General features: G+C 62.5%; 23 protein-coding genes and 1 pseudogene. 10 read left to right on the top strand and 14 right to left on the bottom strand.

Annotated features, from left to right (window positions below):
* Positions 1-267 precede the first annotated feature (267 nt).
* Positions 268-790 (bottom strand): annotated as a pseudogene (locus BLW62_RS19020) (NADH-quinone oxidoreductase subunit D-related protein); the annotation flags it as partial.
* Between the two features lie 128 nt (positions 791-918).
* On the opposite strand from BLW62_RS19020, the gene BLW62_RS12875 reads away from it, so the two are divergent.
* Both BLW62_RS12875 and BLW62_RS12880 read left to right on the top strand, forming a co-directional pair.
* Positions 919-1,818, top strand: a complete 900-nt coding sequence (locus BLW62_RS12875) for an acyltransferase (protein WP_090507406.1) — start codon at positions 919-921, stop codon at positions 1,816-1,818.
* Positions 1,819-1,943: 125 nt separating this feature from the next.
* Positions 1,944-2,273 (top strand): DUF7577 domain-containing protein, encoded by a 330-nt coding sequence (locus BLW62_RS12880; RefSeq protein ID WP_090507407.1) that lies wholly within the window; start codon positions 1,944-1,946, stop codon positions 2,271-2,273.
* Between the two features lie 32 nt (positions 2,274-2,305).
* Here the strand turns inward: BLW62_RS12880 and BLW62_RS12885 are convergent, their stop codons facing one another.
* Positions 2,306-3,055, bottom strand: a complete 750-nt coding sequence (locus BLW62_RS12885) for a hypothetical protein (RefSeq protein ID WP_090507408.1) — start codon at positions 3,053-3,055, stop codon at positions 2,306-2,308.
* A gap of 263 nt (positions 3,056-3,318) precedes the next feature.
* Here BLW62_RS12885 and BLW62_RS12890 point away from each other — a divergent pair, with 263 nt between their 5' ends.
* On the top strand, positions 3,319-3,564 hold the full coding sequence (locus BLW62_RS12890; RefSeq protein ID WP_090507409.1) for a hypothetical protein: 246 nt from the start codon (positions 3,319-3,321) through the stop codon (positions 3,562-3,564).
* A gap of 100 nt (positions 3,565-3,664) precedes the next feature.
* Here the strand turns inward: BLW62_RS12890 and prf1 are convergent, their stop codons facing one another.
* Positions 3,665-4,924, bottom strand: a complete 1,260-nt coding sequence (prf1, locus tag BLW62_RS12895; protein ID WP_090507410.1) for a peptide chain release factor aRF-1 — start codon at positions 4,922-4,924, stop codon at positions 3,665-3,667.
* Positions 4,925-5,151: 227 nt separating this feature from the next.
* Between prf1 and minD the strand changes: the two genes are divergently transcribed.
* Positions 5,152-6,123: a MinD/ParA family ATP-binding protein gene (gene minD / locus BLW62_RS12900; RefSeq protein ID WP_090507411.1), complete on the top strand. Its 972-nt coding sequence runs from the start codon at positions 5,152-5,154 to the stop codon at positions 6,121-6,123.
* Between the two features lie 344 nt (positions 6,124-6,467).
* The gene (locus BLW62_RS12910) at positions 6,468-6,977 is read left to right on the top strand and encodes a DUF8159 domain-containing protein (protein WP_090507413.1); all 510 of its coding nucleotides are present in this window, start codon (positions 6,468-6,470) and stop codon (positions 6,975-6,977) included.
* A gap of 90 nt (positions 6,978-7,067) precedes the next feature.
* Here BLW62_RS12910 and argS read toward each other — a convergent pair whose 3' ends face one another.
* The 8 genes from argS to BLW62_RS12950 form a co-directional block, all read right to left on the bottom strand.
* Positions 7,068-8,855, bottom strand: a complete 1,788-nt coding sequence (gene argS / locus BLW62_RS12915) for an arginine--tRNA ligase (RefSeq protein ID WP_090507414.1) — start codon at positions 8,853-8,855, stop codon at positions 7,068-7,070.
* A gap of 119 nt (positions 8,856-8,974) precedes the next feature.
* The gene (gene udk, locus BLW62_RS12920) at positions 8,975-9,655 is read right to left on the bottom strand and encodes a uridine kinase (protein WP_090507415.1); all 681 of its coding nucleotides are present in this window, start codon (positions 9,653-9,655) and stop codon (positions 8,975-8,977) included.
* A gap of 95 nt (positions 9,656-9,750) precedes the next feature.
* Positions 9,751-10,302 (bottom strand): NUDIX hydrolase, encoded by a 552-nt coding sequence (locus BLW62_RS12925; RefSeq protein ID WP_090507416.1) that lies wholly within the window; start codon positions 10,300-10,302, stop codon positions 9,751-9,753.
* Positions 10,303-10,328: 26 nt separating this feature from the next.
* Positions 10,329-11,483, bottom strand: coding sequence for a pyridoxal-phosphate dependent enzyme (locus BLW62_RS12930; protein ID WP_090507417.1), 1,155 nt, complete (start codon positions 11,481-11,483; stop codon positions 10,329-10,331).
* A gap of 1 nt (position 11,484) precedes the next feature.
* Positions 11,485-12,444 (bottom strand): succinylglutamate desuccinylase/aspartoacylase family protein, encoded by a 960-nt coding sequence (locus tag BLW62_RS12935; protein WP_090507418.1) that lies wholly within the window; start codon positions 12,442-12,444, stop codon positions 11,485-11,487.
* A gap of 189 nt (positions 12,445-12,633) precedes the next feature.
* Complete coding sequence (locus BLW62_RS12940) at positions 12,634-13,794, bottom strand: acyl-CoA dehydrogenase family protein (protein WP_090507419.1); 1,161 nt, start codon at positions 13,792-13,794, stop codon at positions 12,634-12,636.
* 145 nt (positions 13,795-13,939) lie between these two features.
* The gene (locus tag BLW62_RS12945) at positions 13,940-15,472 is read right to left on the bottom strand and encodes a stage II sporulation protein M (protein ID WP_090507420.1); all 1,533 of its coding nucleotides are present in this window, start codon (positions 15,470-15,472) and stop codon (positions 13,940-13,942) included.
* Positions 15,473-15,549: 77 nt separating this feature from the next.
* Positions 15,550-15,828 (bottom strand): hypothetical protein, encoded by a 279-nt coding sequence (locus BLW62_RS12950; RefSeq protein WP_090507421.1) that lies wholly within the window; start codon positions 15,826-15,828, stop codon positions 15,550-15,552.
* 246 nt (positions 15,829-16,074) lie between these two features.
* Here BLW62_RS12950 and BLW62_RS12955 point away from each other — a divergent pair, with 246 nt between their 5' ends.
* Entirely contained in the window at positions 16,075-17,268 is a 1,194-nt protein-coding gene (locus tag BLW62_RS12955) for an MBL fold metallo-hydrolase (protein ID WP_090507422.1), read from the top strand.
* A 207-nt stretch (positions 17,269-17,475) separates the two neighbouring features.
* Positions 17,476-17,649 carry a hypothetical protein gene (locus BLW62_RS18740; RefSeq protein ID WP_175459743.1) on the top strand — a complete coding sequence of 58 codons (174 nt, stop codon included), beginning with the start codon at positions 17,476-17,478 and terminating at the stop codon, positions 17,647-17,649.
* 22 nt (positions 17,650-17,671) lie between these two features.
* On the opposite strand, the gene BLW62_RS12960 is transcribed toward BLW62_RS18740, so the two are convergent.
* Complete coding sequence (locus tag BLW62_RS12960; protein ID WP_090507423.1) at positions 17,672-17,995, bottom strand: nuclear transport factor 2 family protein; 324 nt, start codon at positions 17,993-17,995, stop codon at positions 17,672-17,674.
* Between the two features lie 159 nt (positions 17,996-18,154).
* Between BLW62_RS12960 and BLW62_RS12965 the strand changes: the two genes are divergently transcribed.
* From BLW62_RS12965 to BLW62_RS12975, 3 genes are all read left to right on the top strand, one after another.
* Positions 18,155-19,978: a Rieske (2Fe-2S) protein gene (locus BLW62_RS12965; protein WP_090507424.1), complete on the top strand. Its 1,824-nt coding sequence runs from the start codon at positions 18,155-18,157 to the stop codon at positions 19,976-19,978.
* A gap of 210 nt (positions 19,979-20,188) precedes the next feature.
* Positions 20,189-20,725, top strand: a complete 537-nt coding sequence (locus tag BLW62_RS12970) for a DUF367 family protein (protein ID WP_090507606.1) — start codon at positions 20,189-20,191, stop codon at positions 20,723-20,725.
* A gap of 86 nt (positions 20,726-20,811) precedes the next feature.
* Complete coding sequence (locus BLW62_RS12975) at positions 20,812-20,961, top strand: 50S ribosomal protein L40e (RefSeq protein ID WP_076581314.1); 150 nt, start codon at positions 20,812-20,814, stop codon at positions 20,959-20,961.
* A gap of 124 nt (positions 20,962-21,085) precedes the next feature.
* Here BLW62_RS12975 and BLW62_RS12980 read toward each other — a convergent pair whose 3' ends face one another.
* Positions 21,086-21,445, bottom strand: coding sequence for a DUF7344 domain-containing protein (locus tag BLW62_RS12980; RefSeq protein ID WP_175459744.1), 360 nt, complete (start codon positions 21,443-21,445; stop codon positions 21,086-21,088).
* A 278-nt stretch (positions 21,446-21,723) separates the two neighbouring features.
* Positions 21,724-22,335 (bottom strand): MBL fold metallo-hydrolase, encoded by a 612-nt coding sequence (locus tag BLW62_RS12985; protein WP_090507426.1) that lies wholly within the window; start codon positions 22,333-22,335, stop codon positions 21,724-21,726.
* Positions 22,336-22,416 lie beyond the last annotated feature (81 nt).

Raw genomic sequence — 22,416 nt, forward strand, 5'->3', positions numbered from 1 at the left:
TATCTACGACAGAGTTGCGGCAACGTATCGGACCTATCTATGATAACAACCGACATATTTCTGCTACCTACGACAGAATGACACTGGAATTTACAGGTATTGCCGCGCACGATAACGCGAGTCGGTAGACTTCAGATCGAGAAGGAGAACACGTCGCTTCCACTCGTTCACGACTCGCAGACCGGAACGAATTCCAGAACACGTCTCCAGAGTCGTGGTCCGAATCGCTGCTTTCGAACCAGTGAGCCAATCGGCGGACGGTGGGCAGCGGTCGACGCTGCCGAGCACGGTATCCAGACTGCCGAGCGAGACGATGAGATCCGCGATGGACTCGCCTTCTGCCATCCCGGGCAACGCAGAGAGGTTGTGGAGACAGGGGCTTCGAATCTCGAACCGTGCCGGCGAGTTCGAACCGTCGGCGCTGATGTAGATGCCGAGTTCGCCCTCGAGAATCTCGACCGCGCGATAGGTATCCGTCCCAGCGTTGGGTTTGAGCGGTCGAGGGACGGTACTCTGGATCTCCCGCTCGTCTTCGGTGACCACGTCCCACTCGAGGTGGTCGTAGTAGCCGTAGGGGTTGTCGCGCCGGAGGTCGTAGTCGATCCGGAGCCGCGGGCGATAGGGCCGGGACAGCCGTAGGATTTGGCGAGATCAGGCTCGAGAATGCCGGTGTCGATTGTCCGAAGCCGGAAGGTTTCGTTTCCGGGAACAGGTCGTGGTACTCGGCGACTTTCGCGGGCAGTTCGTCGAGGAAGTCCCGTGCGTTCTCGAAAAACGCGTCGCGGGGCTGCACGCAACGGGTTACGAAGACGAATCGCTCAGAAAGCCGGCAAAAACGGGGCTTATACAGATGGTAAGGATCGGCAAGGCGAGCGCACAACCGAACCACTATCAATACCGCGGCCAATACCACGGCATATGACAAAGCGGTACGTCTCGCTCCCCGACGAGGCGGAGGCGGGAATGCGCGAGTTCATCAGCGAGGTCGACCAGCGTCTGGCAGGCGAGGAAGACACCTGCTCGGTCGTCGAAGACGTCTTGATCGATCTCTCGGGCGATCGCGAGGCCTACGAACGCTGGCAAGCCGGCGAGTCCGTCTCGACGGCCGAACGCATCCGGCTCCAGAGTTACGATCCCTGTAACACGACCCTCGAGAGCGAGTACTACGCCGAAAAAGACGAGACGAAGTTTCGTCGCTCGAAACATCTCCAGTGGCTCTGGCGCCAGTTCGACAGCCTACCGATCGCGGACAACGTCGAGTTCGCCCTCCGGTTCCGACGAATGCTCGCCGACCACCTCTTCGAGGAGTGTGGCGACGGCTGCCGGTTCTTCAAGGGTATCTCGTTCACCTACGGCCACAACATCACCATCGGTGACAACACGGTCGTCCACGACGACGTTCACCTGGACGACCGCGGAAAGTTGACTATCGGCGACCGCGTCTCGATTTCCGACGGCGTGCACATCTACAGCCACGATCACGACGTCGTTGACCAGACCGAGGTGCGAAACTACCACACGACCGTCGAAGACGACGTTCGACTCACCTACGACTCGATGGTTCGGGCGGGTTGTACGGTCGGCGAAAACGCCATCGTCGGCGCTCGAGGCATCGTCCAACACGACATCCCCGCCCACCACATCGCCATCGGTGCGCCCGCCAAGAGCGCCAAAATCAAACCCGGCTGGGAAGAAGCCGCGACACCAATCGAGGAAGCCGGCGTCAACCGCCAGGAAGAGCGACGACTCGAGTACGACCTTCCCGAAGAGCTAACCGTTTTCGACGAGTTCGGCCGCGACCTCTCGACGCCGGAGTAAGCTCCCTCGAGCGTCGACGTGGCCATCGCTCAGTAGATAGTTGCAGTCTCGTTTCGACCGTTTGGACACTCTCTGTCTCGTGATTCAGGGAATATCCAAGTGGCTTGAGACCATATCACATAGTGATGGAGCTCTGGGGCTGGCTCATCGGATACGTCGTGCTGTTCACCCTCTTGCACCTGCTACTGTACTACGTCTACGTCAAGGGTGACAGCGACGAGCGCGCCGGGTCGCCGTCGTTCGCCGACCCGAATCGAACGAGTCCCCACAGGTCGTCCGGCCCAGATCGCTACCCCAGGAGGGCCGACGACCTCGACGACCCGGACGATCTCGAGGAAGAGTGCGACCTCGAATTCGACGGCGAAACGATGCGCTGTCCACATTGTGGCGCGCGAAACGAAGCAGACCAGACGTTTACCTTCTGTTGGAACTGTATCTCGATGCTTCGGCGCTGAGACTGAATCGGGAGCAAAACTCGGTAGCGCTCTCAGGATTCGAGTGCGTCCGCGAGGCGCTCGAGGTGATCGACGCCGACGACGGCGACGAGGTCGCCGTCTTCGCTCGCGCGCAGTTCCTCGAGTCGGTCGACCATACAACGCTCGCGAGTCTCGTCGCGATAAGAGAGGGCGCTTCCCTCGGTGGAAACACTTCTGAGGAGCGCCTGCACGCCGCTGACGTGTGAACGCTCGTGGGACGCCTGTCGCTCCGGCGTGTCCTCGTGCGTGCACTCGTACTCGATGGGGTCGTCACAGGCGACGGTGATCGAGGTCGCGTTGGTCAGCGTCGCAGCGACTCGACAGGTCAATACGTCCCGCGTCGCGCCACCGAGACTCGAGATGACGCGTCGGGCCGTCGCGGCCGAGACGCGGTCGGCGACTAACCGCGTCACGAGCCGGCGCAGGAACGACCAGTTCGGCGCGTCGATGCCGACGACCGAGTTCGCCGGCGCGGCCCGAATCGCCGCGCTCATCTCGCCGCCGAACTGCGGCGGGGCGTCGTCGGAGCCGTCTCGAGCGTACGCGCGATACAGGGGCACCGCGGCGGCGGGTAACTCGAGTGCGACCGTCTCCGGTTCGACGGACTCGAGGATAGTCGTGATGCGGGCGACGCTCGCGGGGTGGTCGTGGACGACACCGAGAAGGAGATAGTCGCCCGACGATCCGGTGACACGCCGACAAAATTGGGGCGTGATCCGCGGGTCGTCGAACGATTCGGTGAGGGAGGGCGCTTCGTCCATTGATCGAGTGGTAATACGTGACTACCGCCATAACCCTTCTGTTGTGCTCGAGTGATATCGAGCGACCGGTCGGCCGATTCGGAGTAAGGTTGGCCTACTCGGGAGCCGTCGGCGGAAAGAACCGTAACTATCGTCTGGAAGGGGGGAACGATTTTATCGGTTTATTAGCCACGCTTCCATGCGACCGATATCGGGTGTCGTTCACCACGCCGAGAGGCTGTCCCGGGGGACGTTCGGCTGAGTGCACGATCCGGTCTCAGAGAATGACCGACGAGACGCTGACGAAAGCCGACGAAGGAAAACGGGTGGTCAACGCCGACGGGACGACCATTGGCCGACTCGTCGACGTTCGAGACGGATACGGCTACGTCGAGCCGAACCCGGGCATCGTGGACACGCTCAAAGCAAAACTCGGCTGGGGAACCCGAAGTGACGAGGCCCACCCACTCGACGAGGGGAGTATCGACGAAATTACCGACACCGAGGTTATTCTGCGGGGAACCCTCTGAGCGGCGGCCTCGAGAGGTAATACGACATTACTGCGGGCTTCGCGAGGGTTGAGCCATCCTCGAGCGGACGTAAACGGTCGAGAGCGGAGCGAGCAAGTGATTAGACGCCGGTGCTGTAGCGAAGCAAGCCGGCGAAGCCGCCGAAGGCGTTGTAGAGTTGTTCTCCCTTCTCGAAGTCAGTCGAGATGAACTTCGTCTCCGTGCCCCGTTGTTCGGCGATTTCGATGAGGTGATCGATGGCGTCCTCTCGGTTCTCGTCGGTCGCCTCCACCTCACTTCCACAGTCGCTGCAGGTGTGCTCGGGCGTCGACTTACGGCGGTCGACTACCTCGTAGTCGGTGTTGCCACACTCCCCGCAGTCGTAGGTGATGGCGTCTTTCCTGAGGTCCTCGCTGATGAGGAGTCGGTCGACGGCACCCATCATCAGGTTGCGTCGCGTCTGCGCGAAGCCGTAGGTCGCGCGGTCGCCCGCGTTGAGCTCCTCGAAGAACTCCTCCATCTGCTTTTTGTCCTTCATCACCTCGGCGTCGGCCAAGGCGTCCTCGGCGTTATCGACGAGGTCCTTCAGGCCGGACTCGTCCGTGTAGGCGACGTCGAACTTGCCGATCACGTTGTCCTGAATCTCGTGGTGGAGGTAGTCGCCGTCGAGGAACTCGTCCTTCGTGGGGGAGGGGCCGCCGACGAGGATGCCGTCGAGTTCGTGTCGGCGTGGGACGAACAGGTCGTTAGCCATCCCTGCAACCTCCTGATAGAAGTTGTCGATGGCCTCGAGGCGCAGTCGGGCGAACCGCTGGGCGGACTGGCCACCCTTTCGCTGCTTACCGGGGACGAGCGAGGAGGCGGATTTGACGGGTTCGATACGTTTTCCCTTCAGCCAGCCGACGTTGGCTTCGCGTCGGTCGAGGACGACGAGGCCGTAGAGGCCCTTGTCGGCGAGCATCTCCTCGAGTGGCTCGGTGAGGAAGTCCGAGTCACAGTGATAGCGGAAGGACTCGACGGGCTGTGGCGGGCTCTCTAAGACGTTCGTCACCATCTCGGTGCGGCCGCCACCGGAGTCGACGGCACCGGAGAACAACACCAGCCCGTTCTCCGGCGGGTAGGTGTCGTAGTACCGGAGCCGGTCTTTGATACTCGTCAGCGCGTCCTGGACGGCCGTCCGGGTCTGTTTGGACTTAATATTGGCCGCCTCGCTGTGTTCCTGGGTGACGTGTTGGACGACGTCACTGATCTGTCTATCGTCGGGCACGTAGATCGTTACGAGCTGTGTCCCGGAGCCGTCGAAGTCCTTGAGATCCTCGATGACCTTCCGGAACTCGTATTTTTTCCGGTCGGATTGCTCCTGCTCGCCCTCCTGGCTCATTATCCGTACAAAACGGTGCTGTGGGTAAGAATCCTTTGACACAGGCGCTATCGTGGTACTGACTGTCGAGACGGAACGTTCGACGTGGACCGTTTAAGAGGATCACGGCGGCAGTAGCCATCGAAGTAGTACAGGTACTGTCGGTGAATAGTCTGTCGACTGAGATAGTCAGCGTGATGGGGTAAGATTCACGGTGCTCCCGTGTGACTGTCCGCACAGTATTCAGTATGTCTCAGGAGACGGTTTATGCGATCGCGAGTGGCAAGGGAGGCGTCGGAAAAACGACAACAACGGTGAATCTCGGCACGGCGCTCGCCCAGGCAGGCGAACGCGTCGCCATCGTCGACGCCGACCTCGGGATGGCGAACCTCGCCGGCTTCGTCAGTCTCTCCGCCGACTCGACGACGCTACACGACGTTCTCGCGGACGACGCGCCACTCGAGGACGCGACGTACGAGATTACGGACAACATCCTCGCCGTGCCGAGTGGAACCGGACTCTCCGAATACGCAGATATCTCGCCCGAAGGGCTTCGCGACGTCGTCTCGGAGCTTCGCGAGGAGTTCGACTACGTCTTCCTCGACGTTGGTGCCGGTATTAGCCACGAAACCGTCCTCCCCCTGGGGCTCGCCGATACCGTCATCCTGCTTTCGACGCCCGAACCCGCCGCCGTCCACGACGCGAAGAAAACCCTCGAGTTGACCGAGCGATCCGGTGGCGACGTCGCCGGACTCGTTCTCACTCGCACGCACCCGGATAGCGACGTCTCCCACGACGAAATCGCCGCCCGTCTCGAAACGCCGTTGCTCGCGACCGTTCCCGAAGACCCGGCTGCTCGAGAGAGCGTGTACGCGGGAACGCCACTGGTCGTCTACAGTTCCGAGGGGCCCGCTGCGACCGCCTACCGTCGACTCGCCGCGCAACTGGTCGGAATCAAGGTTCCCGAACCCGCGACACAGACGGCGACCGAAGGCGACACAACCGGCTCTGAGGACGATACCGACGAAGCGGACGATACCGACGAGACGGACGCACCCGCCGACTCGAGTGAAGCGGATGATGCCGCGGGCGGCGACTCGAGCGACGATGACGAGGACGAACCGGCGACGGCCGAACCGGCGACCGGCGAGTCGGGCAGTCGCGAGGCTGCACACGACGACGTCTCGAGTGCGATCACGGAAGCTGAATCCGACACGTAACGCCCGTACTCGGCCGAAGGCCGCCTCGTTGGTTACTCTCGCGACAGTGTCCCTACGGTCGAGTGATCGTCGAATCACAACCGTAGGCTGTTCCTTCGTCCCTCATTCGCTCGAGAAACCCGGAAACTCGTGGCTCAGTGAGAATCTAAAAGACGAGAAAGTCGTGACAGACGATCGTTTCACCGTCGTTACTTGCGCTCATCTCGTTCAGGGCCGTCCGAATAGTGGCCGCTGTGGGTTCAGATCGATCGTTCACGCTCGAGTGTCTGTCCTGCAATGATTCACTTTCTTGCAAGACAGTAACGAACTGATTACTAATCATACCCGATACCGATTCCTCGAACATGGAGCGACGTAAAATCCTCCTCGGCAGTGGCGCAGCATTGGCAACCGCACTCGCTGGCTGTTCGGAAACCAGTGGCGGGTCAGACGACGACTCAAGCGACGATGGCGGCAGCGACGACGGGGGTAGTGACAACGGCGACGACAACGGGTCGAACGGGACGGACGACGTTCCTGGATTCGACGGGTCGAAACTGGATATCGACAGCGACGCGCTGTCGATTTCGTCTATCGAGAAGAAAGACGACACGGTGCAGGTTCTCGTCGAAACGGACCTCACCGACTACCAGGAGTTGATCGACGAACTCAAACCGCTCGCGGGCAAGCACGACGACGCGATCGACGACATCGAGGCCTTCATCGCAGAGGTCGATACGATCGAGTGGATCGCCGAACACGACGGGGCGAAAGTCGTCTCGCTGTTCGTCGACGTCGAGTGGGTCGTGAGCTTCCTCGAGGACGAACTGTCCGAAGAGGAGTTTGGCGAGAAAGTCAAAGAGACGGCCGAGTAACAGCGCCGTCGCAGGTAATCGACCGCTGTTCGACACCGGATTTTTGTGGGCGACCGTTACCAGTAGAGAGTCAGACGGGTCAACCGACAGTCACATCGAGCGCGGAGCCTCGACGCCGAGAATCGTCAACGCGTTCGCGACGGTGTGTTTCGACGCCGCCACGAGCGCGAGTCGAGCCTCGCGAGTCTCGGGGTCGACGTCGTCGGCGAGCACGGGACACTCCCGATAGAAGCCGTTGAACCGGTCTGCGAACTCCCGCGTGTACGTCGCGATCTGGTGGGGTTCGAGGTCGTCGGCCGCCTCGTCGACGACGGCGGGGAATCGAGCGATCGTCTCGAGCAAGTCGCGTTCGGCGTCGGTCTCGAGGACGTCGGCGTCGAGAGCCTCGAGTTCGACGTCCTGAGTCGCGAGCGCACGCTCGGGATCCAGCCCCGCTTCCTCGAGAATACCGCAGGTTCGGGCGTGAACGTACTGGACGTAGGGGGCGGACTGGGCTTCGAAGTCGAGTGCCTGCTCCCACTCGAAGGTGATCGCTTTCGTCGGCTGTTTCGAGACGATGTCGTAGCGAACGGCACCGATACCGACCTGGTGGGCGATTCGCTCGATGTCGTCCTCGGAGAGGTCGTCGTCGCGGATGCGCTCGTCGAGTCGGTCCTCGACTTCCTGGCGTGCGCGGTCGATGGCCTCGTCGAGGAGGTCGTCTAAGTCGACGCCGGTTCCACGGCGGGTGCTCATCTTCCCCTCTGGCAGGTTGACGTAGGAGTAGAGCACCTGCTGGAGGTCGTCGGTGTCGTTACCGAGTAACTCGAGGGTGGTGCGAAGCTGTTTGGCCTGGAGTTTGTGGTCCTCACCGAGGACGGTCACGGCCTCGTCGTAGTTGTCGAACTTCCACTCGTGGTGGGCGAGGTCGCGCGTTGCGTACAGCGAGGTGCCATCCGAGCGAAGGAAGACGAGGTTCTTGTCGATGCCGTGATCCTCGAGTTCGAGTTGCCAGGCGTCTTCCTCGTAGACCGCTTCGTCGAGATTCTCGAGGCGCTCGACAAGGTCGTCGGTGTCTCCGTTTCGCATGAATCTCGTCTCCTTGACGAACTCGTCGAACTCGGCGGGGAGACGCGCGAGGCAGGCTTTCATCCCCGAGAGAACCTGATCGACGACCTCGCTGACGCGCTCGTAGGCTTCCTCGTCGCCGTTCTCGAGGCCCTGCATGATCGAGCCGATTTCGGCTTCCGCCTCGGCGACTTCGTCCTCGGGTGCGTTCTCGAGGAAGGCGTTGCCCGTTCGGTAGTAGCGCACGAGGTCGTACTCGATGCGCTCGCGTTCTGGCTCGCCCTCGAGGTCGTCCTCGTCGAAGGTCTCGTAGGCCCAGGTGAAGACGGCCATCTGGCGGCCCGCGTCGTTGACGTAGTAGTGTCGGTCGACGTCGTAGCCCGCGAAATCGAGCAGGTTTGCGACGGCGTCGCCGACGATCGGGTTCCGCGCGCGACCGACGTGGACGGGGCCGGTCGGGTTCGCGCTCGTGTGTTCGACAACGACAGACGTCTCTCGGTCCTCGAGTCGCCCGTAGGACTCTTCGGTCGCCGTCTCGAGCGTCGTCGCGAAGTAGGCGTCACTCGGCAGGAAGTTGAGATAGGGGCCCTGCGTCTGGATCGCAGAGACGTAGGTCAACTCGTCGGCGTCGATTTCCTCGGCGAGTTCGCCGGCGACCTGTGGCGGCGGTGCACCGGCTTCGCTGGCGAGTCGGAAGGCGACGCTCGAGGCGAGGACGCTCTCGACGTCGTCCGGCGGTTCTTCGATCCCGAGGTCGTCGGTCGGGTACTCGAGTGACGACAGGGCGTCCTCGAGTGCGGCTTCGACCTCCGCGCGCAGAGAGAGGAACATACCCGCCCGTATTCAGGGCTGGAGTAAAGGAATGTCGGGTTCGTCCGTTCGGGCGGCGAACGAGCAATCACAAGCCAGCGTCTGGAATCAGTCACTCGACGAACTAGCGAGTCGGTGAATTACTCCGTCGTCGGGCTGTTGAACGACAACTCGGGATCGACGCCGGCCTCGCGCTCGACGCCGTCATCGGTCAGTTCGGCCTGGACCTTTTCGGTCAGTAAGTCGACGGCCATTCGGTTCGCACCTTCGGGAATAATCACGTCGGCGTTCTTCTTCGTCGGTTCGACGAACTGTTCGTGCATCGGTTTGACCGTTCCGAGATACTGTTTGATGACGCCCTCGAGGTTGCGGCCGCGGTCGATGACGTCGCGTTCGATTCGGCGGAGGATTCGAACGTCGGCGTCGGTCATCACGTAGACGCGCAAATCGAGCATATCGAGGATCTCCTCGTCGTACAGCGTGAGGATTCCCTCGAGGACGATCACGTCCGTTGGCTCGACGGTGACGCGTTCGTCCTTTCGGTTGTGAATCTCGAAATCGTACTGTGGCATCTCGACCGATTGCCCCATGAGAAGATCGTTCAGTTGCTCGCGGAGCAGTTCCCACTCGAAGGCCGAGGGATGGTCGTAGTTGACGTCCGCTCGCTCCTCGAAGGGCATGTGCGAGAGATCCTGATAGTAGTTGTCGAGCGGAATGCGGGTGACGGCTTCGCCGACCGTCTCCGCAACGGTTCGCGAGACGGTCGTCTTCCCCGCCCCCGTCCCGCCGGCGATTCCGATGGCGAACGACGGTATACTCATCGTCCGATTCTCGGACGGCCCGATAATGAATCCCCTGATACCGAGTCGATACGCGACGGTCCGTCTCGGAGTTCTCCGCTACTCGAGTGCACACCTCACCGGGAACTCGAGAACTCGTCGCCGGCGACGGCCTCGCGAAACCGCTGTTCGTGGATCGGCCGAAACGTTTCGGCCGTGTCGTCGAACGCCGCGGGCGACCAAAATCGAGCCGAGCGCGCATCGCTGCCGGCCGTCGGCTCGCCGCGTGCTTCGGACGCGTCGGCCACGTAGTGGATCGTCACGACGTGTTTGTCGTTTCGAGGGGGAAACGCCGTCGCCTCGAGCAGCGAGAGCGCGTCGGGATCGAGCCTGACGCCGGTTTCTTCCTCGAGTTCGCGGACGGCGGCCACGGCGGGATCCTCGCCGATTTCCATGTGGCCGCCGGGGAGCGTCCACTCGCCGACGCCCGGCGGCACGTCGCGTTCGACGCACAGTACCGCGGGGTCGGGTCTCGATCGATCGACGACGGCGACGCTCGCACAGGGGACCGGATTGTGCCAGATAATCTCCTCACACGTCGAACAGCGCGCGCGTTCGCGGCCGTCGAACGTGGTCGTCTCGAGGGACCCACCACAACGCGGACAAAAGCGAGCAGGGCGGCTGACCATCTATTCGCCTGTCGGGGACGAGGGTATCAAAGCGTTTTCAATCCGCTTCCCGTCAGCGGGACGACAACGTCCGCGTCAGAATCGACCAGCCCGAGTTCTCGATACTCCTCGAGCGCTGCAGGGGCGACCGCACAGGTCGGTTCGACGTAGAAGCCGTTACGGTGGAGTCGATCGAGGGCGCTCTCGATCGGATCCGCACCGAGGGCGATCGCGTCGCCGTCGGTCGCCTCGATGGCCTCGAGGATTTCGTCTTTACGGGCGGGTTCTGCGATCTGGATGCCGTCGGCGATGTCGGTTTCGACGTCGTCCTCGTCGGCCGGTTCCCAGCCGAGTTCGTCGACGATCGGCGCGTGTCCGGCAGCCTGTGCGCCGAACAACTGGGGTATTCGGTCGACGATCCCCGCTTCGGCGAGCAACGAGAAGCCGCGATACGCGCCCAGAAAGAGCGTGCCGTGGCCGATCGGGAGGACGACGGCGTCCGGCACGCTCCAGCCTCGTTGGGCGGCGATTTCGAACGCGAACGTCATCGTCCCCGCGTAGAATGCCGGGTTCCAGGCGTGGCTGGCGTACCAGCCCGCATCGGTCTGTCGGGGGGCGTCCCCGCTCTCAGTTCTCGAGGCGCTTTGGGCCTCGCTCTCGACGGCGTCGAGACAGGCCTCGGTCACGTCCTGTCGGCTCCCCTCGATCCGAACCGGCCGAGCGTCGGCGCGCTGAATCGTCATCAGCTTCGACTGCTTGACGTCCGCCGGCACGTAGATGTCGGCGTCGATACCCGCACGAGCCGCGTACGTCGCGATCGCAGCGCCGGCGTTCCCCGACGAGTCTTCGACGACCTTCTCGACGCCGAGTTCGACGGCTCGAGAGAGCGTCGTCGTGGCTCCGCGATCCTTGAACGAACCCGTCGGAAAGACGTACTCGAGTTTGAACTTCGCGTCCCACTCGGGGGCGTCGACGAGGGGCGTAAAGCCCTCGTGAAAGGTGACGTGCTTTTCGATGGGCAGGAACTCGTGGAACGTCCAAAGTCCATCGCTGGTGTCGAGGTTGTGCAACGGAAGCGGGTCGCCCTCCGGATGGGGTCGGTCGGTGAACTCGAGTGCGTGGCCACACCCACAGCGCCACGGTTCGGCTGGTCCCGCGTCGTAGACGCGCTCACAGGCCGGGCAGATGAGATCAGCCGGCATGTTAGTGCTCGTCGATGTCGGTGGCGACCGAGCAGACGTACTCTCCCGTCGCGACCTGTGGCAGTCGGCGCGTTCGCCAGAGGATGCCGTCGCTGTCTGCGCTCACCGTCGTCTTTGGTTCGCCGAAGGGCGTCGTCACTTCGAAGAGCGTCTCGCCACGCTGGACGCGCTCGCCCAGTTCCACCTGAAAGGAGATGAGGCCGCCACACGAGGCACCGTACTGTTCGAATCCGCGAGCACGCGTCTGCGGGGACGGGTCCACACTTCCCTCGAGGAAGTCGTAGTAGGTGAGCACGTTGAAGATACCCTCGACGCCCTTCTGGATGCTCGTCTCGTCCCAGCCGACGGCCCCGCCGAGTTCGGGGTCGACGGTCGGCACGCCTTCGTCGGGCGCGGCGCGGGCGAGTTGTCCTTCCGGCCCCTTCTGGTCGAGAATGTAGCCACAGCCGAACACCTTGGCCAACTCGAGACACGCCGAGTGGAGTCGGTGGCGTTTGCCACAGCGGACGCGAACCTCGTCGATCATCCGACTCGTCGAGCCCTGGTGGAGGTCCAGAACGAGATCCGCTCGCATCGCCGCCTCGAAGGTCGCCGCAGCAATTCGTTCGCTCGAGGTCCCGGTTTCGTTGCCCGGGTAGGCGCGATTCATCTTCGTGTCGTCGATCGGATTGCGGTGTTGGGCGACCTGAAACGCGTGGTAGTTGACGATCCCGACGATCAGGATCGTCCCCGCGAGTGCTGTCGGATCGAGTTGCGGGACGAGTCGCTGGACAACGCCGACACCGTTGAGTTCGTCGCCGTCGCTCGCCGCCTGTATGTAGAGCGTCTTCCCCGACCGTTCGCCGTTGATCACGGCGACTGGAAGACCGAACGGGCTGCCGTCTCTGGTCTCCCCGACCTCGAGACGGCCCGTATCGATCTCACCGGGATCCGCGCTCGCCGTTCCGAGCGTCGTCGTCATGTGCCAGCAGACGGAACCGCTCACCTTTATTGGTTCGGTGTTCACCAGCCTGCGCCACCCTCAGCGCATCGTTCGCCCCGAAACTGCAGGCTTTCTGTGAAGAGTTACCACTGAGGAGAAGGTGTGAACGCGAGACGCAGTTAGTCGAGAAAACACCTGTCGAGATCGAAGACTCGACTCGAAGGGCCGTCAGGAGGACAGCAAGTCGTCGGCGATGATACGCTTTTGAATCTCGCTGGTGCCCTCGAAGATTCGGGTAAGCCGGGCGTCTCGCCAGTAGCGTTCCACGTCGAACTCGGTCGTGTAGCCGTAGCCGCCGTGGATCTGGATCCCTTCGCTCGTCACCTCTTCGGCGATTTCGCTCGCGAAGAGTTTCGCCATCGCTGCCTCCGCGTCTGCTCGTTCGCCGCTGTCGACGGCCTCCGCGACGAGCAAGGAGAGGGCTCGAGCGGCCTCGACTTTCGTCGCCATCTCCGCGAGGTTGAATCGGATCGCCTGGAAGTCACTGATCGGGCCGTCGAACTGCTCGCGTTCCTGTGCGTACTGCAGGGAATCCTCGAGGGACGCGCGAGCGAGGCCGACGGCTCGAGCGGCCGTGTGGACGCGGCCTTCCTCGAAGAACTCCATGATCTGGTAGAAGCCCTGGCCCTCCTCGCCACCGACGAGTTTGTCCGCGCTCACGCGAACGTCGTCGAAGTTGACCTCCCAGGTCTTCCAGCCGTGATACCCGATCTTGTCGATGGGCTGGCCGCTCAGCCCCTCACGGTCGAACGTGCCGGCTGGTTTTTCGACGATGAAGCCCGATATCCCCTTGTAGGCGGGTTCTGCGTCCGGGTCCGTGACGGCGTACGTGAGGATAAAGTCGGAGCCCTTCGCAAACGTACACCACATCTTCTGGCCGTTGAGGACGTACTCGTCGCCGTCTTTCTCCGCTCGCAGGCGCATGTTCGAGACGTCGCTGCCCGCGTCGGGTTCGCTGATGGCGATACTCTTTAACATCTCGCCGCTGGCCATCTTCGGCAAGTACTCCGCTTTTTGTTCCTCGGTCGCGCCGGCCAGGCTCTGGCCGCGGGCGATGATGCTGCCGACGCTGAGCCAGCCTCGAGAGAGTTCCTCGGCGATGACGGCGTAGGCCTTCAGATCGAGACCGAGTCCGCCGTATTCCTCGTCGATGAGAATGCCGAAAAAGCCCATCTCTCCGAGTTGGTCGATGAGGTCCCCAGACATCTCCTCGCCTTCTACGTCGCGTTCGCGCGCTTCGGGTGTGACTTCGTTGTCGACGAAGCGTTTCGTTTCGTCACGAAAGAGTTGGTGTTCGTCCGAGAGGATTACGTCACTAAGATTCTGCATACCGTAGGTCTCACCGTGTGCCTATTAGTACCACCCGAAATCGTTCCTGGCAATTTTTCTGAGTGTTCACCGTGAATAGAGAACACTCATGCGATTTTCCAGCTTTGAATGCTGATAAAAACCGGACGAGGGGTGACTGACGGACTCAGACGAACGGCTGGAAGTAGTAGGGACTCAGAAAGCCCTCGATGGCCGCCGCGATCGCGAGCAAGATGCCCACGCCAACGAGCACCCAGAACGTTCGCTCGAGCGCGTCCGCGAACTCGACGCGACTCGCCCGGCCACGAAGCGCCCGCCACCAGATCCGGCCGAGCCAGACACCGACTGCGGTCGCGATGAAGATGGCCGGAATTTCGAAGATGCCGTGTGGAATCACGAACGCGAGCAACTCGAGGGGTTCGACCTCGGTTCGCCCGTGGAAACCAAGAAACAGGCCGTTGAACACCAGCGACGCGATTGCAGGGGCGACGAGGGCGACCCCGGAAAACGCCGTCGTGAGTGCGACCATCCAGTTGTTGCCGAAGAACTCGAGCGTCGCCGCGAGCGGGTTGTGGTCCTCGAGACGGGCGGAGATCGAGGTCTCGAGGCCGGCGTTGGCGATGGGTTCGGCGGCTTCCCAGCCGACCCAGAAACTGAGGAGGCCGAGTACGACGACGAGTGCGTGCGTGGCGAGGCTCTGACGGATGAACGTCGTCATTTCGCGCCAGCCACGGCCCATTCCGGCCCTGAACTGTCGGCGGAGGGTGCGATCGGGTATCGTCGGCGGGGCCAATCGGTTTCGATAGTCGTTGTAGAGGGCCACCTTCAACAGGTCGAGAAACGGGAAGAGGACGAGTATCGTGAGGAGCGAGGAGAAGGCGACGACGTCGAAGAACACGAGCACGCCCGAAACCGTCGATACGGCGATCATCGATACGATCGTGATGAGGTAGTAGAACCCGGCGGCGACCGGACTCGACCAGATGAACGACGCGGCGTTCGAGACAGAGGCGAACGTCGTCGTGTCGTCGACGACGACGGCGACCGGAGCGAACGCGAACACCGCCCGGATAGCTGTGAGGATGGCGATGAAACCAAACAGCGCGACGATCGCGAACACGCCCGCGAGGAGACCCTCACCCGTCACGGCAGTGACGACCGTCGCGGTGAACGCCACTCCCATTCCGACTGCAATGAGGGCACCGACCCAGAGCAGAAACTCGAGGATGTACAGCCCGAGAAAGCGCAGCCAGTACCGGCGTGCACCGGCGATTCCGGCGGTCAAGCCGCGTTTGTCGATGAGTCTGGCACTACAGGCGGTGAGTTGGCCGGCGCTGACGAACGGGAACAACACGAGGATTAGCCCGACCGAGACGACGATCGTCGCGAGGACGATGAGCGCCAGCGTCGGCGTGAACAGTTGCTCGAAGACGGGTTCGAATCCGCCCGCCCACTCGTCGAACGCCTCCTGGTCTGCGTGTTGATCCGGCGGCGAACCGTCGATTCCGCCGAGGTGCTCTTCCATCACCGCGAGTCGGCCCGACAACTCGAGGTAGACGTACCCGACGACGACGGCGAGAAACGGCACGAGCCGGACGATCGCGGGGATCGCCGCGCCGAGGAGATACCAGGGGAGGAAATCCGACGGGCGACGCCGAAACACCGCCACGGCAGCAGTGATAGAATCGGAGAGCGACATAGCCCTTCATTGGAGGGACTATCAGATAAGTTACCCACTCTGTGCTGTGCGATTCCCGTTGGTCGAAACAGCCTCGATCAGTTGAACGTGCGATCTTCGAACGTCTCGTCGCCGTCGTCGCTCGAGCCAGACCCGGACAGGCGAGGCGTAAACCCGCCGGTGAGGATTACGGAGACGACGACTAACGCTGCGGAGAGGACGACGAAGTCCGCGCTTGGATCGTAGCCGGCGAGGCCAGCTCCGGTCGAGATGACGAAGATCGCCACCGCGAAGACGATCGTTGCGAGCAGGCCGATGACGAGGATTCCGATGACGCTGGCGAGGAGTCCACTGAGAATACCACGGATTGCGGTCATTCGTTGAACCTGAATTTCGAGCGAACGAACGTAACCATTGTGACATCGACGAGGAACTCGAGAGCAGTCGGTGAGCCGGCCGACGCACCGATACGAGGGCGGATGGCGACGAATCAGTCATCATCTGACAGCAGGACAACTGGTCTGTGCCTGCCTTCCAACCCCCAAAGATCACCGCATACGTGCGCCGCCGGGCGTGGATACGCCGTGGCGACGTTTACAATGCCTGCGAACGTAGGAGCACACATGGCTACGACCCTCTCTGCCGACCGACTCGCTACGCTGCTCGACGAGGACGAGGAGTTCACGCTCGTCGATACGCGCCCCGAGGAGAGCTACGAATCCTGGCACATACCGGGTGCGCTCCACTTTCCGTTCGGCCCCGAAGAGGAGCTAAACGGGCGACTCGAGGAGTTCGAGGAGACCGTCGGCGACGCAGAACGCGTCATCACGACCTGTGCGAAGGGAATCTCCTCGGGGAACCTGGCGACGCAACTCGAGTCGGCGACGGACCAGTACGACGTGCAGACGGTCGACAGCGGGATGGAAGGCTGGAGCGGCGTCTACAGTCACGTCGAAATCGAGACCGATGGGGCGGACGACGGCCTGACGATCGTCCAGCTTCAGCGGCGAGCGAAGGGCTGTCTGGGCTACGTCGTCGGCTGTAGCCGAACCGGCGAGGCCGTCGTCGTCGATCCCACGGCCGACATCGACGAGTATCAACTCGCTGCGGAAGAAGCCGGGCTGACGATCACTGGCGTGATCGACACGCACGTCCACGCCGACCACATCTCCGGCGGCCGGGACCTCGCCGACCGACTCGAGGTCCCCTACTACCTCGGCGAGCGGGCGACCGGACGCGACGTCGAGTTCGAGTTCACGCCACTCGAGCGAAACGAGGTGGTGTCGGTCGGCGAGCGAGAGGTAAAAGCCGTCCTCGTGCCGGGACACACGAGCGAGATGATCAACCTACTCGTCGACGACGTCGCGCTGTTGAGCGCCGACACGTTACACGTCGACTCGACGGGACGGACGGAACTCGAGTTCGACGAGAGCGACTCTGAAAGTGACTCGGAATCGAGCGACGAACCCGCGAAAACGGGCGAGACGGGTGCGCGGCTGCTCTACGAATCGTTGCACAGAACGCTCCTCGCCGAACCCGAGAGCATTCTCGTCCTGCCGGGACACGTCACCGTCACTGCAGACGGCGAGTTCGAACACGGCTCGCCGGGCGAACCCGTCGAAACGACCGTCCGCGCGGCGCGAACCGAGATCGATCTGCTCGACCTCGAGGAGGAGGAATTCGTCGATCGGATGGCCGACGCGGGCGAAAAGCCGGCGAACTACGAGGAGATCATCGACCTCAACCGCGGGGCGAAAGCGGCACCGCCCGAAGAACGGACGGAACTCGAGCTCGGGCCGAACAACTGCTCGGCGTGATACGGATTGCTGTAACGAGTTCCCGGCGCAACCGCCGCCCAGGTCGCGGTTGCGCCGGAACTGACTTACAGTAAACCGTATGAGAGACTCGAGGCCGTGTCACGGGTCGGGCGAACAGTCGGTCAACGGGCCAGTTTCGAAGTGTCTCCAGCGCGCCTGAAAATTTGTTATATACTGCCGAGTCAAAGTTTAGCACGGTGGACACGAATGCAACTCACAGCGACACGTCAGGTCGAGTGCTACCATTGTGACGTACTGACCAGTATCGACGTTCCCGACGAGGACGTCGACCTCGAGACCAGCCACTCGGTCGCAGCGTTCGGCGAGCAACGGAAGGTGACCTGCGCGAACGGGCACACGTACTGGGTCCACTTCTGCTAACGGCTGTTCGAGGCACTCACTGTCATCGCGAGTACGTCTCGAGCCGCGTGATTTGCCCGTTTCCGAGGGCGAACACGTCCGCGAACTCGAGCAAGACCGCACCATCGTCGAGAACGCGACCGTTGACTGCGACGTGGTCGCCGTCGGCGACGACGGTCTCGAGGTCGTGGCTGGTGTCGGGGTTCGGTCGGTCCTCGCGCATGAACCGAACGAATTGCTCCCGGTCTTCGAACGTTCTGTCGGGGCGTCGCTGGACGAACTCGGGGGAGAGCACGTCCTCGAGCGTCTCGTACTCGTGATGATCGAGCGCGTCGTAGTAGCGCCGGACGAGGGCGGCCGGGTCCATCGTCGAAACGGTTCGAGCGCGAGCGCCAAAAGCGTGGCACTTCGAGCGACCGTCTCTTCGTCCTGACGTACTCGGAAAACCCGACTCCCCGGTGATCGACCTGCGTCCGATAACTGATTACAGCGAACACTTACGCCGGTTCGTGTCAACAGGTAACGTATGTCGTCCGAAGACGGGTTTCACGCGGCAGTCTCGTTGGCCGACCTCGAGGAGGCGGGGCGCGAACTGGTGAGTATCGACGGAACCCCACTCGCCGTATTTTCCCACGAAGGCGAGGTGCGGGCAGTGAACAATCGCTGTCCACATATGGGGTTCCCGCTGGTCGAGGGCACCGTCGACGACGGTATTCTCACCTGCCACTGGCACCACGCGCGGTTCGAACTCTCCTGTGGCGATACGTTCGATCCGTGGGCCGACGACGTTCAAACGTATCCGGTCGAGATTCGAGACGGCACCGTCTACGTAAATCCGAATCCCTCACGCGAGTTACCGCCTGAAAAACACTGGACGACGCGCCTCGAGACCGGCCTCGAGGAGAACCTCCGACTCGTCACCGCGAAGTCGGCGATCGGACTGCTCGATGCTGACGTCGACTACCGGGAGCCCATGGCGACGACCCTCCAGTTCGGGACGCGATATCGGGAGTCAGGCTGGGGGCCCGGGCTTACCATCCTCGGGTGTATGGCGAACGTGATCGACGACCTCGAGCCGATCGATCGAAAACGCGCCCTGTACATGGGCGTTCGCCACGTCGCGAGCGACTGTGCGGGTGAACCGCCGCGCTTCGGACAACCCTCCTTTTCGACCGAGGACGTCGACTTCGACCGATTGAAATCGTGGTTCCGCGACTGCGTCGAAGTTCGCGACCGCGACGGTGCCGAACGGTGTCTCCGCACCGCCGTGGCGTCGGGCCGTACCGAATCCGAGGTCACAGAAGTACTCGTCGCCGCCGCGACCGACCACCCGTATCTTTCGACCGGACACGTCCTCGACTTCATCAACAAGGCCTTCGAGAGCCTCGAGCACGTCGGCTGGGAGAACGCCGACGAGATCCTACCGAGTCTGATCGAGCCGCTCGTGAGTGGCGACCGCAGCGACGAGCGCTCGTCGTGGCGCCACCCCGTCGATCTCGTCGCGGCGCTCGAGGACGTCTACGGCGGCGACGTGACGGAAACGAGCGGCCTCGAGGAGTTGGCCGCGGCGGAGGCGCCCGCGGGGGAAACCTGGTCGCCGCCCGCTGCATTTCAGGAGACGCTGCGCAGTGACGATCCCGACGCCATCGTCGACGCGCTCGCCGACGCCGTCAGCGCGGGAGCGACGACCGAAGACCTGGCCAGCGAAGTCGCCTACGCCGCCGCGACGCGTGTCGCCCAGTTCGGCACTGCGAACGAGTTCACCGACTGGAACACCGTCCACCACACGTTTACGTACGCGAACGCGCTCCAGCAATCGGCACGACGAACGGACGCGATCGAGTGCTACCGCGGAATCTTCGACGCAGCCATCTCGATCTACCTCGATCGATTCCTCAACACGCCGCCCGCGCCGATTCCCGAACCCGGTGACAACGACAGCGGCCGCGACACCGAGGCGATCCTCGTCGACCTCCTCGAGACCTTCGACACCGAAGGCGACGTGAACGAAGCCGGGCGGCTCGTCGCCGAATTCTACGATTGCGACGGTGAGACAGACGCGCTCCGACGCACACTGGGTCACGGACTGCTGCGCGAGGACGCTGGATTCCACACGCTCCAAAACCTCGAGGCGGCGTTCCGACAGGCCGAACTCGTCGAGGAACGGGCGAACGACGGCGAGGACGCTCGAGACGACGCGTCGACGATCGACCTCGAGCAGAGACGCCGGGTTCCGCTGATCGCGAGCGCTCGCTACATGGCTGCGCACTTTCCGACACGGCGCGAGGCGGATCAAACGTTCTCCATCGCGGCGCGTCTGAATCGCGGCGAGACGATTCACGAAGCCTGATACGGCCGACTGTACGTCAGTTCTGGCGCAACCGCAGGATGGTCGCGGTTTCGCCGGTAAATCGTTACAGCAGGCCGTGTGAGTCGTGACTCGGGGACTCGGATCGATGGGGTGCGGGGTTTCACTCGATGGTAGATACCAACGCCGCTCCCTGAACCGGTGGGTACGGCTATCGACTGGCTTTTCCCGGGTCCGATCGTATCCGAGAGCGTGGAGTGTCACGTCTACTACGAGGGCGACGACGACCCGAAGAAGTGTACCGCCCGTCGACTCGAGAAGTTCGACGAGGCGACGCTCTACCGGCGGATGGAGCAAGTACCCTACGGCGTCGTGTTGAATCCCCACGCCGAGCAGGCGCTCTCGCCGGCCGATCTCGAGGACGGACTCGGGACGCTCGTGGCACTCGATTGTTCCTGGGAGTCCGCCGAGGCGGCCTCGTTTCGGATGAACGGCGTCCATCGGGCGCTCCCCTTCCTCGTCGCGGCGAATCCGATCAACTACGGTCGCCCGTTTCAGCTGACGACCGTCGAAGCCCTCGCCGGGGCGTGTTGTATCTTCGATCGCTACGAGCGGGCCGAAGCCCTCCTCGAGCCGTTTCGCTGGGGCGAGACGTTTTTGACGCTCAACGAAGAGCCCCTCCGACGCTACAGCGAGTGTCGCGACTCGAGTGACGTCGTCGCCGTCCAAGACGAGTATCTGGCAGACGAGGAGCCTGCCGACGAGTCGAACGCCACGGACGAACCCTGAGTCGCGTTCGGCCGTCCTCGCGAGTTCCCCCGTCGGGGGAGTGTCGGACCACAGCGGTTATATGGTCGACAGGCAAACGAAGCGGTATGGCCAGTTTCGACGCCGCAGAAAAACGAACGCTCGAGAAAATGATCTGCATGCGCTGTAACGCCCGCAACTCCCAGAGTGCGGACAGTTGCCGCAAGTGTGGTTACAAGAACCTCCGACCGAAGGCGAAAGAAGCCCGCGCAGCATAATCCGGCAGCAGCGATCTTTTCGACTTCTCACAACAGCTACGACCGACAGGACTCCGTTCGGTTCGCGTCGTGCACCAGCCGACGCGGAGTGGTCATACGGCGGGAAATCGTCCGCCAGCACGTCTCATTCGACGGAGACAGAAACGCCCTCGAGTGTCGCACACGCCGCGAGAAGCGACGGCAACTCGGTGTAACAGCGTCGGTAACGGACCATCTGGCTTCGAGTGTCGTACTCGACGATACCCGCGCCCGCCAGTTTTGGCAGAGTACCGTGTACGAGCGCGGTGTGGACGGCGTCGAAGTCGCCACCCCCGTGCTCGAGCGACGGTCGTTCCTGATACTCTCTCACGAGATTTTGGGTTACTTCTTCGACCGTCGCGACCTCGTGTTCGAGCAAATAATACAGGGCAAACCGACGGTGGCAGTTCGACAGAACGTCCAGGAGAAGTCCCAACCGACGATACGTCTCCGTGTCCCCACCCATGGATGACAGTAACTCACATCCGCCGTCAGTGTTGGACCCGTCGCTCTTGTCTTGAGCCATGCACACTAAAAATTGCCGCAATACCGTATTCTTTTCGGTAGTTGAACAGGTTCCAAACGGTACAGGACGGTGAAAACCGATTGAAAACTGTTGCACCGATCGAATTGGCCTCGAAATCGGAATTTCGCGTGAGTGGTTCGCTCGAGGGCCCTCTCTGAGGGCAGATGAGTGTCAACGATGTGTGAATGTCTCCGTCGAGATGACACCCACCCCGACGCTTACTCGTCAGGATACTTCGGGTCGCGTTCGCTCGCGCGCTCGAGAGCGGTTTCGACGACGTCCCGGACGTCGCCGTGAAAGAGGCCGCCGTGACCGGCGTACATGTGTTCGATTCCGTCGGGCAGCCGTTCGAGGAGCGTCTCGATGCTCTCGATCAGTCGCTCGCGGGATTGCCCTGCCATATCCGTCCGACCGAAACTGCCGTAGTCGAACGCGCCGTCGTCGTGAACCACGACGTCGCCCGAGAAGAGCGACGACTCGGAGACGAACGAGACGTGGTCGTCCGCGTGGCCGGGCGTGTAGACCACGTCGAACTCGTCGTCACCGATCGCCACCGTGTCGCCGTCGCTAATCTCGTGCGTTCGCGTCGGATGGTCGTCGTAGGCGTACACGTCGGGATCGAAGGCGTCGACGACGGCCTCGAGTTGGGCGACGTGATCGCCGTGTTGGTGGGTGAGAACGACGCTATCGACCTCGTCCGTGTACAACTGGATCTCGTCGACGACGCCGTCCCACGCGCCGGCGTCGACGAGCGTCGTCTCCTCGCCGAGGACGAGAAAGGCGTTGCAGGTGAACGTCTCCGCATCTGCCGTGACGTGATGAACGTCCATACGTGGCGACTCGAGGGCCGGCCTCAAAATGGTGCCGTCCGGGAGAGGCTGCGGACGGTCCAACCCGCTGGCTCCGACCGC

The sequence above is a fragment of the Natronorubrum sediminis genome (assembly GCF_900108095.1).
GTDB lineage: Archaea > Halobacteriota > Halobacteria > Halobacteriales > Natrialbaceae > Natronorubrum > Natronorubrum sediminis.